Annotated in this window: 17 protein-coding genes; 6 read left to right on the top strand and 11 right to left on the bottom strand. The window is 71.9% G+C overall.

What is annotated here, in order from left to right; genetic code table 11:
• Positions 1-18: 18 nt before the first annotated feature.
• From ccsB to F1C15_RS13280, 5 genes are read right to left on the bottom strand one after another with little or no spacing between them, the layout of a single operon-like run.
• Complete coding sequence (ccsB, locus tag F1C15_RS13300; protein ID WP_370543595.1) at positions 19-1038, bottom strand: c-type cytochrome biogenesis protein CcsB; 1020 nt, start codon at positions 1036-1038, stop codon at positions 19-21.
• Positions 1035-2894 (bottom strand): cytochrome c biogenesis protein ResB, encoded by a 1860-nt coding sequence (locus F1C15_RS13295; RefSeq protein WP_185231746.1) that lies wholly within the window; start codon positions 2892-2894, stop codon positions 1035-1037. The genes ccsB and F1C15_RS13295 overlap by 4 nt, the downstream gene beginning before the upstream one ends.
• Complete coding sequence (locus F1C15_RS13290) at positions 2878-3642, bottom strand: cytochrome c biogenesis CcdA family protein (RefSeq protein ID WP_056052949.1); 765 nt, start codon at positions 3640-3642, stop codon at positions 2878-2880. The genes F1C15_RS13295 and F1C15_RS13290 overlap by 17 nt, the downstream gene beginning before the upstream one ends.
• The gene (locus F1C15_RS13285) at positions 3643-4305 is read right to left on the bottom strand and encodes a TlpA disulfide reductase family protein (RefSeq protein WP_255465273.1); all 663 of its coding nucleotides are present in this window, start codon (positions 4303-4305) and stop codon (positions 3643-3645) included.
• Entirely contained in the window at positions 4302-4949 is a 648-nt protein-coding gene (locus tag F1C15_RS13280; RefSeq protein WP_056052943.1) for a histidine phosphatase family protein, read from the bottom strand. Before F1C15_RS13280 ends, F1C15_RS13285 begins: the two co-directional genes overlap by 4 nt.
• Before the next feature lie 108 nt (positions 4950-5057).
• On the opposite strand from F1C15_RS13280, the gene aspS reads away from it, so the two are divergent.
• On the top strand, positions 5058-6392 hold the full coding sequence (gene aspS / locus F1C15_RS13275) for an aspartate--tRNA(Asn) ligase (protein WP_185231744.1): 1335 nt from the start codon (positions 5058-5060) through the stop codon (positions 6390-6392).
• 146 nt (positions 6393-6538) lie between these two features.
• Here the strand turns inward: aspS and F1C15_RS13270 are convergent, their stop codons facing one another.
• The 4 genes from F1C15_RS13270 to F1C15_RS13255 form a co-directional block, all read right to left on the bottom strand.
• A complete protein-coding gene (locus tag F1C15_RS13270) occupies positions 6539-6805 on the bottom strand; it encodes a glutaredoxin family protein (protein ID WP_056052939.1) in 267 nt (88 codons plus the stop codon).
• A gap of 387 nt (positions 6806-7192) precedes the next feature.
• Positions 7193-7291, bottom strand: a complete 99-nt coding sequence (locus F1C15_RS13265) for a 30S ribosomal protein bS22 (protein ID WP_003792170.1) — start codon at positions 7289-7291, stop codon at positions 7193-7195.
• Positions 7292-7399: 108 nt separating this feature from the next.
• The gene (locus tag F1C15_RS13260; protein WP_056055643.1) at positions 7400-7540 is read right to left on the bottom strand and encodes a helix-turn-helix domain-containing protein; all 141 of its coding nucleotides are present in this window, start codon (positions 7538-7540) and stop codon (positions 7400-7402) included.
• A gap of 146 nt (positions 7541-7686) precedes the next feature.
• Positions 7687-8208 (bottom strand): helix-turn-helix transcriptional regulator, encoded by a 522-nt coding sequence (locus F1C15_RS13255; protein ID WP_056052936.1) that lies wholly within the window; start codon positions 8206-8208, stop codon positions 7687-7689.
• Positions 8209-8251: 43 nt separating this feature from the next.
• Here F1C15_RS13255 and F1C15_RS13250 point away from each other — a divergent pair, with 43 nt between their 5' ends.
• Positions 8252-9700 (top strand): TrkH family potassium uptake protein, encoded by a 1449-nt coding sequence (locus F1C15_RS13250; protein WP_369814244.1) that lies wholly within the window; start codon positions 8252-8254, stop codon positions 9698-9700.
• Positions 9693-10364: a TrkA family potassium uptake protein gene (locus F1C15_RS13245; RefSeq protein ID WP_056052929.1), complete on the top strand. Its 672-nt coding sequence runs from the start codon at positions 9693-9695 to the stop codon at positions 10362-10364. The genes F1C15_RS13250 and F1C15_RS13245 overlap by 8 nt, the downstream gene beginning before the upstream one ends.
• Positions 10365-10443: 79 nt before the next feature.
• Here the strand turns inward: F1C15_RS13245 and proC are convergent, their stop codons facing one another.
• Complete coding sequence (gene proC / locus F1C15_RS13240; RefSeq protein ID WP_185231742.1) at positions 10444-11295, bottom strand: pyrroline-5-carboxylate reductase; 852 nt, start codon at positions 11293-11295, stop codon at positions 10444-10446.
• 47 nt (positions 11296-11342) lie between these two features.
• Here proC and F1C15_RS13235 point away from each other — a divergent pair, with 47 nt between their 5' ends.
• Positions 11343-12305, top strand: a complete 963-nt coding sequence (locus F1C15_RS13235; RefSeq protein WP_056052924.1) for a cation diffusion facilitator family transporter — start codon at positions 11343-11345, stop codon at positions 12303-12305.
• Here the strand turns inward: F1C15_RS13235 and F1C15_RS13230 are convergent.
• Entirely contained in the window at positions 12302-12784 is a 483-nt protein-coding gene (locus F1C15_RS13230; protein WP_185234362.1) for a nucleoside deaminase, read from the bottom strand. The two genes, F1C15_RS13235 and F1C15_RS13230, sit on opposite strands and share 4 nt — an antisense overlap.
• 89 nt (positions 12785-12873) lie before the next feature.
• Here F1C15_RS13230 and upp point away from each other — a divergent pair, with 89 nt between their 5' ends.
• Positions 12874-13506 carry a uracil phosphoribosyltransferase gene (gene upp / locus F1C15_RS13225; protein WP_056052921.1) on the top strand — a complete coding sequence of 211 codons (633 nt, stop codon included), beginning with the start codon at positions 12874-12876 and terminating at the stop codon, positions 13504-13506.
• A 524-nt stretch (positions 13507-14030) separates the two neighbouring features.
• Positions 14031-14843, top strand: a complete 813-nt coding sequence (locus F1C15_RS13220) for a winged helix-turn-helix domain-containing protein (RefSeq protein WP_185231740.1) — start codon at positions 14031-14033, stop codon at positions 14841-14843.
• Positions 14844-14845: the final 2 nt, after the last annotated feature.

The following is a 14845-nucleotide window of genomic DNA, read 5'->3' as shown; positions in this document are numbered from 1 at the left end:
CACGGGCCGGCGGTCGGATCAGAGGCCCGAGTAGGCGTGCAGGCCCTTGAAGAACACGTTGACGATCGAGAAGTTGAACATGACGGCCGCGAAGCCGATGATCGACAGCCACGACGAGCGGGCACCGCGCCAGCCGCGCGTCGCGCGGGCGTGGATGTAGCCGGCGTAGAGGACCCAGATGATGAAGGTCCAGACCTCCTTGGTGTCCCAGCCCCAGTAGCGGCCCCAGGCCCGCTCGGCCCAGACGGCGCCGGCGATGAGGGTGAAGGTCCAGAGCACGAAGCCGACGAGGGCCACGCGGTACGCCAGGTCCTCCAAGCGGTCGGCCGCGGGCAGGGTGTCCATGAAGCGGAGGTTCGCCAGCTTCGCCTGCTCGCGCTTGGTCTGGATCAGCTGCGCGACGGAGAGGCCGGCCGCGATCGCGAAGAACCCGGTGCCGAGGATGGCCACGAGCACGTGGATGACCAGCCAGGCCGACTGCAGCGCGGGCTGCAGCGGCGAGACGGCGACGTAGTAGTTGACCGTGCCGATCGCCAGCAGGATGAGGTTGAGCCCGGTGACGTAGGCGCCGAGGTACGAGATGTCGACGAAGAGCTTCACCACGAGGTAGACGCCGACGATGATCGCCGTGCCGGTCAGCGAGAACTCGAACATGTTGGCCCACGGCACACGACCCGCGGCGACGCCGCGCATGACGACCGAGGCGACGTGCACGAGCAGGCCGAGCACGAGCAGCGACGTGGCGACGCGCTCGAACTTCGAGGCACGACGACCGCCGGAGGCGCCGGGCACGTCGCCCCCGCCGGTGACGGTGTCGGCACGGTCGAGCACGATGGTGCTGCCCCCGCCGGCGCCCTTGCGGAGCGTGCCGCCCGACGACCCCACCGGGGCGGCCGGGACGGCGACGGCCGAGGCGGCCTGCTGGGCGTCGCCGGAGCGCTTCGCCAGGTCGAGGGCGAAGGTCACGAAGGAGATCGTGTAGATCGCCATCGCCGAGTAGACGGCGACGAGCGAGTAGTAGGCGAGGTCGGCGGTCACGGAGTGATCCTACGTCCGCCGCGCGACGCGGAGGGCCCCGTGTCGTTCGACGTCGAGCCGGGGCGCGACGCCGCCCTCGCCGCCTCGGCGGGCACGCCGAGGGTCGTGAGGTGCGTGCGGGCGACCTCGCCGACGGCCCGGTCGAGCGTCGGGTCCTCCCCGCGCGCGAGGCCGGCGTACTCGAGCCGGAGGCCGGTGCCGGTGGCCGTGGCCGTGGCCTTGACCCAGACGCGGCGACGGGGCACGAAGAGGGCCGTGAGCAGGCCGCCGAAGGTGAGCACGGCGAAGAGCAGCACCCACACCTGCGAGGGGTCGTGGTGCACGTCGAGCGACGCGAAGCGCTTCACGTCGTTGAACGTGATCGTGCCGAGGCCGTTCGGCAGGTCGACCGTCTCGCCCGGGCTGAGCTGGAGGGCCTTCTGGCCGTTCTCCGCCCCCGCGCCGGCGATCTCGGTCATGTCGTCGGTCTTCAGCGAGTAGACCGACTGCGGCACGCCGTCGTCGAGCGCGAGGTCGCCGTCGTAGACGTTGAGGCTCAGCACCGGGTTGAGGAGGTCGGGGTAGCTGGAGGCGAGGATCCCCGAGCCGTCCCCGGTCTCGACCGCCGACGGGTAGAAGAAGCCGATCATGCCGACCTGCTCGGAGAGCCCGTCGGGCACCTTGACGACCCCCTGCGACGTGAGGTTCGCGTCCTGCGGGAGGAAGGGGATCGTGTCGGTGAACGGCTCGCTGCCGTCGGGCGCGGTGACGGTCACGTCGACCGCGTAGCCGTTGCCGAGCAGGTAGACGGTCGAGCCGCCGATGGCGAGCGGGCTGTTGACCTTGATCTGGGTCGACCGCGGGTCGCCGCCCTGCGTCCGGGTGGTGACGTCGGCCGTGTAGTCGGTCGGCTGCCCCAGGGCGTCGGTGTTGGTCTCCTCGTACGTCGTGCGGAACTTGTCGAGCGTGATGTTGTACGGCGACAGCTGCGAGTCGCTGAACCACCGGCCGGGGTTGAACGAGTCGTACGACACGAGCGCGTTCGTGAAGGTCTGGCCCTCGACGATCACGCGCTGGCCGGTGTAGCCGAACCCCCCGCCGACGCCGACCGTGAGCAGCACCCCGACGAGCGCCGAGTGGAAGACGAGGTTGCCGGTCTCGCGGAGGTAGCCGCGCTCGGCGCTGACCGAGTCGCCGAAGACCTCGGTGCGGTAGCCGGCGCGCTTCAGCTGGGCGCGGGCCGCCGTGACGGCGGCGGCGGGGTCGAGGTCGACGCCCGACGCGCCTCCCTCGCCGGCCTCCAGCGTGACCGAGCGGTAGCCGGCCAGGCGGGAGAGCCGCGCGGGCGTCCTCGGCGGGCGGGCCCGGAGCGCCTCGAAGTGGTGCTTCGTGCGCGGGATGATGCAGCCGATCAGCGAGATGAAGAGCAGCAGGTAGACGGCGGAGAACCACGGCGACGAGTAGGTGTCGAAGACGCCCAGCTTGTCGAGCACGGGGAAGAGGTCGGGGTGGTCGGCCCGGTACTGGACCACGCCGTTCGGGTCGGAGGTGCGCTGCGGCACGAGCGAGCCGGGGATCGCCGCCACCGCGAGCAGCATGAGGAGGAAGAGCGCCGTCTTCATGCTCGTCAGCTGGCGCCAGAAGAAGCGCAGGTAGCCGACCAGGCCGAGGCGCGGGTTCGTGACCCCGCCGTCGCGGTCGCCACCGGCGGACGCGGCCGCGTCGCCGGCGGCGGGCTCGGCGGGGGCGACCGAGTCGTAGTGGTCGCTCGGCCTCAGCGGGTCGCCGACGGCGTCGGAGCCGTCGGTGACCTCGGTGCTGTCGACGGCGTCGGGGGTGCCGGTCGCGCCGGGCGCTCGGTCAGACGATCGTGCCATAGCCCGCGATCACCGCCCCGACCTCGGACATCAGCGCGGACCAGAGCCCGGTGACCATGAGAAGACCGATGACCACCAGGACGGAACCTCCGACGATGTTGACGACGCGGATGTGCCGCTTGACGAACGAGATGGAGCGCGACGCCCAGCCGAGGCCGAGGGCGACGAGCAGGAAGGGCACGCCGAGGCCGACGCAGTAGGCCACGCCGAGCAGCACGCTCTGGCCGACCGACCCGGTGTTCAGCGACATCGCCGTGATCGCGGCGAGCGTCGGCCCGACGCACGGGGTCCAGCCGAGGCCGAAGACGATGCCGAGCAGCGGGGCGCCGGCGAGGCCGGTCGCCGGGGTGAAGCCCGGCTTGAGGGTGCGCTGCAGCACCGTGAACTGGCCGATGAAGACGAGGCCGAGCGCGATCACGACGAGCCCCATCACGCGCACGATCAGCTCGCGCCACTGGATCAGCCAGAAGCCGACGGCGCCGAAGGCGAGGTTCGCCCCGACGAACACGACCGAGAAGCCGGCGATGAAGAGGAGCACGCCGATGACCACCCGGCGACGGTCGCGGGCGCGGCCGGCGTCGTCACGGGCGCCGCCGGTCAGGCCGCCGACGTAGCCGAGGTAGCCGGGCACGAGCGGGAGGACGCAGGGCGACAGGAACGAGATGAGGCCCGCCAGCACCGCCACGGGCAGCGCGACGGCCAGCTGCCCGCCGGCGACCGCGTCGAAGAAGGGGTTGCCCTGGTACACCTAGGCCTGCTCGACGACGGCGTCTTTGATCAGCTGGTCGAGGATGCTGGGGCCCTGCAGCCCGCCCAGGATGCGCGCGGCGATGCGGCCCTGCTTGTCGAGCACGATCGTCGTCGGCACGGAGTTCGGGGCGATGGTGCCCGCCAGCGCGAGCTGCACGGTGCCGTCGTTGGTGTCGACGACCGAGGGGTAGGTGACGCCGAACTTCTCGGCGAAGGCGAGCGACGTCTTGGCCTGGTCGCGCACGTTCACGCCGAGGAACTGCACGCCGTCGCCCTCGTGGGCCTCGCTGAGCTGCTGCAGGTCGGGCGCCTCCTGCCGGCAGGGCGGGCAGCTGGCGTACCAGAAGTTGAGCACGACGACCTGGCCGTCGAGGTCGGAGCGCGAGACCTCGTCGCCCGCGTCGGTCGTCGCCGTGAACTCGACCGGGTCGCGTCGCTCGTCGACGGGGACCTCCGTCACGGTGCCCTCGCCGGAGATGTAGTTCTCGGTGCCGCCGTCGGCGTACTGCTGCGCGAGGCCGTCGTTCGCCGACGTGCAGCCGGTGAGGGCGAGGGCGAGCACGGCCGCGGCGGCGAGGCCGCGGACGGTGCGCCGACGCAGGGACGGACGGGTGGTGGACGGAGCCGCGGAGGCCCCGTCGGACGGTGTTCGGGTGGTCACACTGCTCCCAGGTCGACGGCGTTCGCGAGCAAGTCTGCCGCGGGATCCTGATAGCCCACCTCGACGAAGCGGTCGCCGCGGCGCTCGAGGGTCGTCACGCTCGACAGCGAGCAGCGGCGGCGACGCGGGTCGTGGAAGAGGCGCGCGCCGGTGACGCTGCGGTGCACCATCCAGATCGGCAGCTGGTGGCTGACGAGGACGACGTCGCCGCCGTCGACGCTCGACCAGGCCTCGTCGACCGCGGCGAGCATGCGGGCGGCGATGCTGACGTAGGCCTCGCCCCAGCTCGGCTTGAGCGGGTTGACGATCCACGGCCACTCGGCGGGCACGGCCAGCTGCTTCGCGACCGTGAAGTCGCTGCGGCGCCCCTCGTACTTGTTGGTCGGCTCGATGAGGCGCTCGTCGACCTGCACCGGCAGCTCGAAGGCCTCGGCCCACGGAGCCGCGCTCTCGCGCGTGCGCTGCAGCGGGCTGGCGACGATCGCGGCGACCGGGGCGCCCTGCGCCTGCAGCATCGCGGCCGACGAGGCCGCCATGCGGTGGCCGAGCTCGCTGAGCCCGAAGCCCTCGAGTCGGCCGTAGAGGACGTGGTCGGGGTTCTGCACCTCACCGTGGCGCACGAGGTGGATCTGCTGGGCGGGCATGCGCCCCAGTCTAGGTCGGGGCCCGGCGCACACCTCCCACCGGGGAGACCCACAGGAGGCGCGGTGCGGGGCCCGCAGGGACGCCCGCGCACGGTAAACTCGGGCCTCGTGATCGAACGCACCCTCATCAACGACCTCGCTCCCCTCCCCGACGGCACCGTCACGGTGGCGGGCTGGGTCGACACGGTCCGTGACCAGAAGAAGGTGCAGTTCGTCGTCCTCCGCGACGAGTCCGGCGCCGTCCAGCTCGTCCGCCCGCGCACCGCGGCCGACGTCCTCGCCGAGGCGGGCGAGACCGACGAGGTCGCCGACGCGATCTCCGGCCTCTCGCAGGGCAGCTTCGTCACCGTGACGGGCCAGCTCAAGCACGACGAGCGGGTCAAGCTCGGCGGCATCGAGGTGAAGATCGACACCCTCGTCGTCGACAGCCTCGCCGACCCCGAGACCCCGATCGCCGCCGACAGCGGCATCGACAAGCGCATGGACTGGCGCTTCCTCGACCTGCGCGTGCCGCGGAACGCCCTCATCTTCCGCGTGCAGACGACCTTCGAGCACGCCATGCGCACCTACTGGGTCGAGCGCGGGTACATCGAGATCCACACCCCCAAGATCATGGCGTCGGCCAGCGAGTCGAACGCCGAGCTCTTCAAGGTCGACTACTTCGAGGGCAGCGCCTTCCTCGCGCAGAGCCCCCAGTTCTTCAAGCAGATGGCGCAGTCGGCGGGCTTCGGCAAGATCTTCGAGATCGCCCCGGTCTTCCGTGCCGACCCGTCGTTCACCTCGCGGCACGCGACCGAGTACACCAGCGTCGACGCCGAGATCAGCTACGTCGACTCCCACGAGGACGTCATGCAGATGCAGGAGGAGCTCCTGGTCGCCGCGTTCACGGCCGTCGTCGAGAAGCACGGCGCCGAGATCGCGGAGCTCTTCGACGTCGAGCTGACCGTGCCCACGACGCCCTTCCCGCGCATCCCCCTGGCCGAGGCGAAGCAGATCGTCGCCGACCGCGGCTACGTCGTGCCCCGCGCCGACGCCGACATGGACCCGGAGGGCGAGCGCCAGATCGCCGCCTACGTGAAGGAGACGTTCGACCACGACTTCGTCTTCCTCACCGACTACGACGCGTCGATCCGGCCGTTCTACCACATGCGCCACGACGACGACCCGCAGCTCACGAAGAGCTACGACCTCATCTACAACGGCACGGAGATCACCACGGGCGCCCAGCGCGAGCACCGCGTCGAGGTGCTCGAGGCGCAGATCCGCGAGAAGGGCATGAAGCCGGAGGAGCTCGGCGGCTACCTCGACTTCTTCCGCTACGGCGCCCCGTCGCACGGCGGCTTCGGCATGGGCCTGGCCCGCGTGCTGATGCTGATGCTGCACCAGCCGAACCTCCGCGAGGTGACGTACCTGTTCCGCGGGCCGACGCGCCTCACGCCGTAGTCGACACCGCCCCGCGGGGCGGAGCGCGACGCCGCGACGGGCCCGACGAGAGCGATCTCGTCGGGCCCGTCGTGGTAGGGGGTCGCCGAGCGGTGCGGTGCGGTGCGGCCGGGACAGCAGCGGCGGAGCGCCGGGGCATCAGCCCCTCAGAGGACGGCCTTGCGCAGCGCGGTGCGGAGTCGGTCGGGCTCGACGCGCCAGATGGTGTGCACCCGGTCGTCGATGAGGACGACGGGGATCTCCTCCGCGTACTCGTCGCGGAGGGCGGCGTCGTCGAGGATGTTCGTCTCGACGTAGCCGAGGTCGTGGGCCGCGAACTCCGGCTCAGCGAGCACGGCGTCGAGGGCTGTCCGGGCGTCGTCGCACAGGTGGCAGCCGGGCTTCGTCAGCAGGGACAGGCGGGGAGCACTCACGCCCCGACCCTACCGGCCCCCACCTCCGCGCATCCCGCGGCGTGATGTGCCACCGATCCCCAGCTCCCCTGCTCCCCGCTTCCTCTCCCCTCTGTCGCAATTGCCGACTCACGGCCTCCTGATACGGGAAAATCCACGCCCTGGACGAGTCCAAGCTGCAGATCGGTCGGCATTTGCTGTCACCAACGACGAAGCCGCAGCAGCAGCATCAGCAGGGAAGGGAAGCAGGAAGCTACGGCGTCGGCGACTGGCCCGCAGGGCCGCGCCCGGCAGGGCGCCGCGCCCGGCAGGGCGCCGCGCCCGGCAGGGCGCCATGGGCACGGAAGTAGGTCGTGAAAAGAAAGCGGCCCCTGGCCCGAAGGGCCAGGGGCACGCGAACAGTTGCGACTACTTCTTGTTGCGACGCTGGTGGCGCGTCTTGCGGAGCAGCTTGCGGTGCTTCTTCTTCGCCATGCGCTTGCGACGCTTCTTGATGACAGAACCCATGTGGACCTCGCTGATTGGACTGGATCGGAACAACCGGGTCCGAAACAGAACCGCGGAAAAATACCTCGGGGCAGTCTACAAGGGCCGGACCCGAATGTCGAAGTGGCGTCAGCCGACGTCGGCGACGCCGATCTGCAGGACGGCCGCGACGGCCGACTCGGGCACCCGGAACGAGCGGCCGAAGCGGATCGCGGGCAGCTCGCCGGAGTGCACCATGCGGTACACGGTCATCCGCGACACGCGCATCATGTCGGCCACCTCGGCCACCGTGAGGAACCTCACGTCTGACAGGTCGTGCGCCACGGGTCCACCTTCGTCGTCGGGCACCGGCAGCGGCAGCTCCCGGGTCGTGGCCACTCTAGGGGCGTGGCCGACCCCGTGCAACGGATCGGTCGTCAGCGGCCGAGGCGCTTGCGCACCGGCTCGATGACCCGCTCGTCGAGGGCGCTCTGGGCGTCGTGCAGGGCCGAGGAGGCGCGGTGCTGCGCGTCCGCGACGGCACGGCCCAGCGTGCTCCCGACGTCGCCCGCGTCGGGGAGGTTCTCGGCCGCCCGGCGGATGGGCGCCGGCATGGCCACCCCCGCCCACGCGGCGAACGCGCCGGAGGCGACGCCGTCGAGCTCGTCCGCGGCGCCCGCGCCGAGGAAGGGGATGAGCCAGTCCTCGACGGTCTCGAGCGGGACGGTCTCGATGCCGTAGTAGCGGTGCTGGCCGACCTCGCGGACGTGCACGAGCCCGGCGTCGCGGAGCACGCGGAGGTGCTTCGACACCGTCGGCTGGCTGAGGCCGAGGGCCGTGACCATCTCGCCGACGCTGACGTCGCCGGTGGCCGAGTCGGCCGAGACGTGCGCGTCGAGCAGCACCTTCAGGAGGTCGCGGCGCGTCCCGTCGGCGATCACGCTGAAGATGTCGGGCATGCAGCCACAGTAACGACCACGGCCCCCGAGTACCATGACGACCGTGTCGCGCCCCTCCGTCGCCGATCGGCGCCTGCCCCGTCGAGACCCCCGCAGCCCCTTCGCGCGGCTCTCCGAGTGGATCGACGACATCGGGCGGCACTCGCCGGCGCGGTTCGCCATCATGATCTTCACCGGCCTCATCGTGGTCTTCACGCTCGTCTTCTCGCTGCCGGTCTCGTCGGCCGAGGGCAGCAGGACGCCGTTGGCCGACTCCCTCTTCACCGCCGTCTCGGTCATCTGCGTCACCGGGCTCGCGACCGTCGACATGGCCACGCACTGGTCGCTGTTCGGGCACGTCGTCATCTTCGTCGGGGTGCAGATCGGCGCCATCGGCGTGCTGACGCTCGCGTCGATCATGGGGCTGGTGGTCTCGCGGAAGCTGGGCCTCCGCGCCCGGCTGATGGCCGCCTCCGACAGCAACCCGCTCCGCGTGCACGCGGGCCCGGTGCCCGAGGGCCAGGCCGTGCGGCTCGGCGAGGTGGGCGGGCTGCTCGCCACCGTGGCGCTCAGCTCGGCCGTGATCCAGACCGTCATCGCACTGCTGCTCATCCCCCGCGTGCTGCTCGACGGCATCCCCCTCGGCGACGCGGTGCTCGACAGCTTCTACTACTCGGCGATGGCCTTCACGAACACGGGCTTCACGCCGAACGCCGACGGGCTCGCCCCGTTCGCCGACGACTACTGGTTCTTGTCGCTGATCATGGTCGGCGTCTTCCTCGGCAGCATCGGGTTCCCCGTCATCTACGCGCTGGCCCGCAACCCCCGCAACCCGCGACGCTGGTCGGTCCACGTCAAGCTCACGCTGGTCACCAGCGGAGTCCTGCTCCTGGCGGGCACCGTCCTCTACATCGTGCTCGAGTTCGACAACCCGGAGACCTTCGGCGACATCGCGGCGGGCCCGACGATCTTCCAGTCGCTCTTCCTCAGCACGATGACGAGGTCGGGCGGGTTCGCGACCATCGACATCTCCGAGCTCAACGGGTCGTCGCTGCTCGTCACCGACATGCTCATGTTCATCGGCGGCGGGTCGGCGTCGACGGCCGGCGGCATCAAGGTGACGACCCTGGCCGTCCTCTTCCTCGCCGCGTTCGCCGAGGCCCGGGGCAACCGCTCGATGGAGGCGTTCGGCCGCCGGATCCCGAGCGACGTCCTCCGCCTGTCGGTCAGCGTGGTGCTCTGGGGCGCGACGATCGTCGCCGTGTCGAGCATCCTGATCATGCACATCACCAAGGAGCCCCTCGACCACGTGCTGTTCGAGTCGATCTCGGCCTTCGCCACCTCGGGCCTGTCGACGGGGCTGACCGACCGCCTCCCCGACTCCGGCAAGTACATCCTCGCGGTCACGATGTGGATGGGCCGCGTTGGTACAGTGACACTCTCCGTCGCCCTGGCCGCCAGCCAGCGACGCCAGCTGTTCACGCGAGCCGAGGAGCGACCGATCGTTGGTTGACAAGATCAAGCACGACGCCCCGGTGCTCGTCATCGGCCTCGGCCGGTTCGGCGCCGCCACCGCCGGCCAGCTCGAGCGACAAGACAGGGACGTGCTCGCCGTCGACACCGACGCGGGCCTCGTGCAGAAGTGGGCCGACCGGGTCACCCACGCGGTGCAGGCCGACGCCCGCAGCATCGACGCGCTCAAGCAGATCGGCGCCCAGGACTTCTCGATCGCGGTCGTCGCCGTCGGCTCGTCGATCGAGGCGAGCGTGCTGATCACCGCGAACCTCGTCGACCTGAAGGTGCCGCAGATCTGGGCGAAGGCGATCAGCCAGTCGCACGGCAAGATCCTGGCCCGCATCGGCGCCAACCACGTCATCTACCCGGAGCGCGAGGCCGGCGAGCGCGTCGCGCACCTCGTCTCGGGCCGCATGCTCGACTACATCGAGTTCGACGACGCCTTCGCGATCGTCAAGATGTACCCGCCGAAGCCGGTGCGGGGAGCCTCGCTCGCGAGCTCGAACATCCGCAAGAAGTACGGCATCACCATCGTCGGCGTGAAGAGCCCGGGAGGCGCGTTCGAGGAGGCGACGCCCGAGACGGTCATCAGCGACCACGACCTCATCATCGTCTCCGGCGACAGCCGGGCGATCGAGCGGTTCGCCGCCCTCGACAGCTGAGCCGCGTCGCGGAGGGCGATCGGGCCGGCTCGACGCCGCCCCCGCCGAGGGGCCGGCCGGGCCTAGGTGACGGCCCGACTCAGCTGCCGGCCGCGATCTCCCGGTTGCGGGCCAGCGCGGCCTGCGTGGCACGCTCGAACAGCTCGCGGAGGCCGCCGTCGGCGAGCTCCGCGACCGCCCGCTCGGTCGTGCCGCCCGGGCTCGTCACGCGACGACGCAGCTCCGCCGGGGCCTCGTCGGCCGGCAGCAGGTCGCTCGCGGCGAGCAGCTCGCTCGCCCCGCGGAACGTGCCCTGGACGAGCGTGGCCGCCTGCGCGGGCGTGAAGCCCAGCGCGACCGCCGCCTCCTGCAGCTGCTCGATCAGGTAGAAGACGTAGGCCGGGCCGGAGCCGGAGATCGTGCTGAGGGCGTCGATCTGCTCCTCGGGCACGACGACGACGTCGCCGACAACCTCGAAGACGCGTCGCGCCAGCGCGAGGTCGGACTCGGAGGAGCGGGAGCCGGCAGCCAGGCCCGTGACGGCGAGGCCGACCACGGCGGGCGTGTTCGGCATCGACCGGAGCACGGGCACGTGCTCGGGCAGCGCCGCCTCCATCGTGGCCGTCGTGACGCCCGCGGCGAGGCTGACGACGACCGTGCCGGGCTCGAGGGCCGGGCCGATCTCGCGGAGGAGGTCGACGACCATCCCGGGCTTGACGCCGATCAGCACGACCGACGCCCCGACGACCGCCGAGGCGTTGGCGGTCGGGTCGGTCTCGGTGGCGAGCGAGGTGACCGGGCCGCGGCGGAGAGCGACGGCCTTGGCCTCGGTGCGGTTCGTGACGCGGACGCCGCCCTCGACGACGACGTCGGGCGAGAGCAGACCCGCGAGGATCGCGCCGCCCATCGAGCCGGCGCCGAGGATCGCCGTGGTGGGGAGAGTGGTGACCATCAGGCCATCCTAAGATCGAGCTGAGCACCACGAGGGGATCGGACACCATGAGCACTTCCGGCGGCAACAAGGCGATCTTCGCGGCACTGGCCGCGAACCTCGGCATCGCGGTGACCAAGTTCATCGCCTGGGCCTTCTCCGGGTCGTCGTCGATGCTCGCCGAGGGCGTGCACTCGCTGGCCGACTCCGGCAACCAGCTGCTCCTGCTGCTCGGCGGGCGACGCGCGAAGAAGGCCGCCGACGAGGAGCACCCCTTCGGCTACGGGCGCGAGCGCTTCGTCTTCGCCTTCGTCGTCTCGATCATCCTGTTCAGCGTGGGCGGGGTCTTCTCGCTCTACGAGGGCGTCGAGAAGCTCCGCGAGCCGCACCCGCTCGAGGTGCCCTGGCTGCCCGTGCTCGTGCTCGCGATCTCGCTGGGCCTCGAGGGCTTCTCGCTCCGTACCGCGATCCGCGAGGCACGGCCGTCGAAGGGCAGCCAGAGCTGGGTCTCGTTCATCCGCCGCGCCAAGGCCCCCGAGCTGCCCGTCGTGCTGCTGGAGGACGCCGCGGCCCTCCTGGGCCTCACCTTCGCCATGGTCGGCGTCGTGCTGACCTGGATCACGGGCGACGGGGTCTTCGACGCGATCGGGACGCTCCTCATCGGCGTGCTGCTCGTCGCGGTGGCGGTCGTGCTCGGCATCGAGACGAAGAGCCTGCTGGTCGGCGAGGGCGCCTCGGCCGCCGACGTCGCCGCCATCCGCGCCGCCGTGACCGACGGCCCGGAGGTCGAGTCGATCATCCACATGAAGACCCTGTACCTCGGCCCGGAGGAGCTGCTGGTCGCCGCGAAGGTGGCCATGCCCGGCCGCACGCTGCTCAGCGACGTCGCCGCCGCGATCAACACGGTCGAGTCGCGCGTGCGCGAGGCCGTGCCGATCGCCCGCGTGATCTACGTCGAGCCCGACGTGTGGGTGGAGCCGGGCCACGTGGCTCCGGCGACCGACGCGATCGTGATCCGCGCGGCCGACTAGCCGTCGGCCCCGGCCCCGGCTGCGGCCGCCGTGCCGGTGCCGGTGCCGGCACGGCGGGCGGCGAAGAAGTCGTCCAGCTGGGCCCGGCACTCGGGCTCGCGGACGCCCGCCACGACCTCGGCGCGGTGCGGCAGCCGGCGGTCGCGGAGGATGTCGTAGACGCTGCCCGCGCCTCCCGCCTTCTCGTCCCAGGCCCCGAAGACCACCCGCGGCACCCGCGCCGCGAGGATGGCGCCCGCGCACATGGGGCACGGCTCGAGGGTGACGACGAGGGTCGTGCCCGTGAGGTGCCAGTCACCCGTGTGGCGGGCGGCGGCCCGGAGCGCCAGGACCTCGGCGTGGGCCGTCGGGTCCTGCGAGAGCTCGCGCTCGTTGCGCCCGGTCGCGATCACGACGCCGTCGGCGTCGAGCACCACGGCCCCGACGGGCACGTCGCCGGAGACGGCGCAGCCCTCCGCCTCGGCGAGCGCGGCCCCCATCCACCGGGCGAGCTCGGGGGGCACGGCGGTCACGGGGCTCCTCGGGTCGACGGGCGTCGGGGGCGGACGACTCCGCTACCGTGGAGCCTATGCGAGTGCACGTAGCGGACCATCCCCTGATCACCCACAAGCTGACCGTGCTCCGCGACGCGAGCACGCCGTCACCGACCTTCCGGGCCCTCACCGAAGAGCTCGTGACGCTGCTGGCCTACGAGGCCACCCGCGGGGTCCGCACCACCCCGATCGAGATCCAGACCCCCGTCGGCCCGACCACCGGGCTGGCCATCAGCCAGCCGCGGCCGCTCGTCGTCCCCATCCTCCGCGCCGGCCTCGGCATGCTCGAGGGCATGACGACGCTGGTGCCGACCGCCGAGGTCGGGTTCCTCGGCATGGTCCGCGACGAGGAGACCCTGCAGCCGACGACGTACGCCGAGCGCCTGCCCGACGACCTGTCGAACCGCCAGTGCTTCGTGCTCGACCCGATGCTGGCGACCGGCGGCTCGCTGATCGCCGCCATCGACTACCTGCTCGAGCGCGGCGCCGTCGACGTGACGGCGGTCTGCCTGATCGCGGCCCCCGAGGGCCTCGCCGCGGTCGAGGCCGCGATGCAGGGCCGCGACGTCAGCATCGTGCTCGGCGCCGTCGACGAGAAGCTCGACGAGAACGGCTACATCGTGCCCGGGCTGGGCGACGCGGGCGACCGCCTCTACGGCCTGGCCTGACCCCGGCGCCGCACAGGCGCCTCCCCCCGCTCCCTCCCCGCAGCGCCCGATCCGGCCACGTCACCCGACGTGGCGCACGGATCGGGCGCTTCGTCGTGCTGCCTTGACAGGCCGTGCACGAGTGACAGAAGATCGACCCCATGACTGACAGCGTGTTCATCCCGACCTCCCCCGAGGCCTCCGGGAGCACCGGCATGATGATGCCGAGCGCCGTCGTCCTGTGTCGAATGTGTGCCTGATCAGGTCGCACCTCGCCGAGTCGCCGTGCCGCGCCGAGCGCGCTGCCGAGTTCGCCGCACGACCCTGCTGCTGAACCGCGACTCCCGGATGCACACGCGTCACCACCTCCGACGCGCATCCCCTCGGCCCTGAGCTCCCGCTCGACGGGCCGTCCGCCCCGGCACCGCTGCCCCCCCGGCAGAGGCCTCGTCATCGAGGCCCCGGGCACCGACACACACCGAGCACTCCCCCGGCCGACGACGCCCGGGGGCGCGACTCACCTCACGCAAGGACCCCGCGTACCCATGTCCCTCATCCTCGACCGCCCCGTCACCGCCCCCGCCGTCGCCACCAGCCCCGTCGCCACCAGCCCCGTCGTCACCAGCCCCGTCGGCGCCGCCCCCGTCGGCGTCGCGCCGAGCGGCCGCCCCCTGAGCGCCGCCCCGGTCGTCGCTCCGGCTCCCGAGGCGAGCGCCCCCGCCCGGCCCGCCGCCCCCCGGCCCCGCACGGTGCCCGAGGGCACCGAGGCCCGCGGCTTCGCCCTCTACGTCGGCATCGACGAGCTCAAGGCCGCGGAGGCCGACACCGACCTCGGCGAGATCGTCGCGCAGATCAAGGCCCTCGTCGCACGGATCGCCCCCGGCGCCGAGACCCACGCCGCCGTGGCGCTCGCCCCGACCGGCGCCGGCGGCCGCGACGTCGACGTCGTCCGGCTCGCCCTGCACGACCCCTCCGCGCTCGCGGCCCGCCGGCCGACCGTGGAGGACGAGGAGCCCGGCGCCCGCGGGGGCGTCGTCGTCGACATCTCGCGGAAGCGCCTCCTGCTCGACGGCGAGACCGCCCCCCTGACCTACAAGGAGTTCGAGCTGCTGCAGTACCTCGTGCTGCGCGAGGGCCGCACGATCGAGCGCGCCGAGCTGATCTCGGGTCTCTGGTCGGACGACGACGGCGAGGCCCCCAACGAGCGCACGATCGACGTGCACGTGCGTCGGCTGCGGTCGAAGCTCGGGGCCTTCGAGGACATCGTGCGCACCGTGCGCGGGGTCGGATACCGCTTCGACCGCCACGCTGACGTGTCGATCCGCCACGCGTCGACCCCGTCGCCCGACGTCTTCTGAGG

It is taken from the genome of Frigoribacterium sp. NBH87 (genome assembly GCF_014217665.1).
Taxonomy (GTDB): domain Bacteria; phylum Actinomycetota; class Actinomycetes; order Actinomycetales; family Microbacteriaceae; genus Frigoribacterium; species Frigoribacterium endophyticum.
Note: the sequence above shows the minus strand (reverse complement) of the source record. Positions and strands in the feature narration are given on the sequence as shown.